Below are 2,540 nucleotides of genomic sequence, written 5' to 3'. Positions count from 1 at the left end.
CTTGCAAGAGCGGCAGAAAAGTTGGGAATTCTTTATAATACGGGTGAAGGCGGACTTCATAAAGATTTTTATAAATATGGTAAAAATACTACCGTTCAGGTTGCTTCAGGCAGATTCGGTGTTCACCTTGATTATTTAAATGCAGGTGCAGCAATAGAAATTAAAATAGGGCAAGGTGCAAAACCGGGTATAGGCGGACATTTGCCGGGAATAAAAGTAGGTCCCGATGTTTCTGCAACAAGAATGATACCGGAAGGTTCCGATGCAATATCACCTGCACCGCACCACGATATATATTCCATAGAAGATTTAAGACAATTAATCCTTTCTTTAAAAGAAAGTACAAATTATACAAAGCCCGTTTTTGTTAAAATCGCAGCGGTTCATAATGTTTCAGCAATTGCATCGGGTATTGCAAGAGCCGGTGCTGATGCAATAGTTATAGACGGTTTTAGGGGCGGAACGGGAGCAGCACCTACAAGAGTTAGAGATAATGTAGGAATACCCATAGAACTTGCTTTGGCAAGTGTAGATCAAAGATTAAGAGATGAAGGTATAAGAAACCATATTTCTGTTATTTGTGCGGGCTCAATAAGAAACAGTGCAGATATAGTAAAAGCCGTTGCCTTAGGTGCAGATGCCGTATATATTGCATCGGCAGCATTAATTGCTATGGGGTGTCACATGTGCCAAAGTTGCTCAACCGGCAAATGTAATTGGGGTATAGCAACACAAAATCCCGAACTTGTAAAGAGATTAAATCCGGATATTGCTTATGAAAGATTAATAAACTTACTTACTGCATGGAACAATGAAATAAAAGAAATGTTGGGCGGAATGGGAATAAATGCAATAGACAGTTTAAGAGGCAACAGATTAATGTTAAGAGGAGTAGGACTTAACCTTAAAGAATTGGAAATACTCGGAATAAAACATGCAGGAGAATAATAAAACAAATGAAAAAAGTTTATGCTTTTGAAAAAAATTGTTTAGGGTGCGGGCTGTGCGAAGTTTATTGCAGAACCGCACATTCAAAATCAAAAGATATCATAAAAACATATAAAAAGGAAAATATAGATTCCGCAATAACAATTGAAGAGATAGAAAACAACGGAATAAAAACTTTTTTTGCTCTTCAGTGCAGACATTGTGCGGAACCGAAATGTGTACAGGCATGTATTTCCGGTGCAATGTATAAAGATGAAAACGGTATAGTCAGAAACAATAAAGAAAAATGTGTAGGGTGTCAGTCGTGCATAATGGAATGTCCGTTCGGTGCAATAAAAATGTCGGTTTCGGGAACAGTTGTTTCTAAATGTGATTTGTGTACGGAAAACGGAAACGAACCTGCTTGTGCAAAAAATTGTCCTAACGGTGCTTTGAAGTTTATGGACCTGGAAAGTAATAAATAATTTGTTCTTTTTTGTCATTCCCGAAGGTTGTAATCGGGAATCCAAGTTTTTTGTAATTAATTTGTCATTTCGAGTGAATACGAGAAATCTCATTGTTTGTTCTTTAAAAATATTTTCTCTTTTTTCCGTGCTGGAACTATTCACTCATATTTTTTAGGCACGGACGATAACTCAAAAATTTCGGACATCAAAAGGTAACCGAAATTTTCTCTACATATCGCCCTAAGAATTAAAGTAAAAAATTCTTACCTAAAAAATATTTCGTTCATAGACGGTTCCTAAGGCACTGTCAAAAAGAAAAATATTTTTAAAGGTCTTTTATCATTAATTATAAATTGTAAGTTATACATTGCCGTATTGCTGTCATTCCCGAAAGTTTCTGTCGGGAATCTCGTCGTTTAGAAATTTTTAGTATTAATATAGGAAAAACAAAATGAATTATTTAATAATCGGAAACAGCTGTGCGGGAACAAGTTGTGCCGCAGAAATCAGAAATATCGATAAAAAGGGCAATATAACAATATTGTCGGAAGAAAACTTTCCTGCTTACGGAAGGCCGCTAATTTCTTATTTCTTGCAGGGAAAACAAACTTTGGAAACAATAAAATATAAAAAAGAAGATTTCTATACAAAAAACAAAATAACGGTTAAATTAAATTCTAAAGTTCAAAGTATAAACACAGCAAAAAAAGAAGTTGTTTGTGTAAACGGGGAAAAATACAAATACGATAAACTTCTTATTGCAACGGGCAGTATTCCTTTTGTTCCTCCGATAAACGGAATACAAAAACATAAAAATGTTTATACTTTTTTAAATATTGAATCGGTTCAAAATATACAAAAGGTCGTTAATAAAAATTCCGATGTAGTTATAATCGGTGCCGGGTTAATAGGTTTAAAAGCCGCGGAAGCTTTGGCAGAACAAGTTAAATCGGTTAAAGTGTGCGATATGGCAGACAGAGTTATGGCTTCAGTATTAGACAAAAATACGGCTGCTATTATTCAAAATCATATTGAAAAACATAATGTTACTTTTTATCTTTCAAATACGGCAAAAGAAGTTAAAGAAAATTCAATAATACTTGCCGACGGAACGGAACTGAATTGTGATGTTTTAATAATGGCAGT

At 34.8% G+C, this 2,540-nt stretch carries 3 protein-coding genes; all 3 read left to right on the top strand.

The window, feature by feature from the left end:
- Positions 1-948, top strand: a 948-nt coding sequence (locus tag ACMUOV_RS01255; protein WP_413853011.1) for an FMN-binding glutamate synthase family protein, incomplete at its 5' end; no start/stop codon positions are given.
- A gap of 8 nt (positions 949-956) precedes the next feature.
- Entirely contained in the window at positions 957-1,412 is a 456-nt protein-coding gene (locus ACMUOV_RS01250) for a 4Fe-4S dicluster domain-containing protein (RefSeq protein WP_413853009.1), read from the top strand.
- A 433-nt stretch (positions 1,413-1,845) separates the two neighbouring features.
- Positions 1,846-2,540 (top strand): NAD(P)/FAD-dependent oxidoreductase (locus ACMUOV_RS01245; RefSeq protein WP_413853007.1); only part of this gene is annotated, 695 nt, incomplete at its 3' end.

It is taken from the genome of Candidatus Ruminimicrobium bovinum, from assembly GCF_902760015.1.
In the GTDB taxonomy this organism is placed as follows: domain Bacteria; phylum Elusimicrobiota; class Endomicrobiia; order Endomicrobiales; family Endomicrobiaceae; genus Ruminimicrobium; species Ruminimicrobium bovinum.
This window is presented reverse-complemented; position numbering and strand designations above follow the sequence as displayed.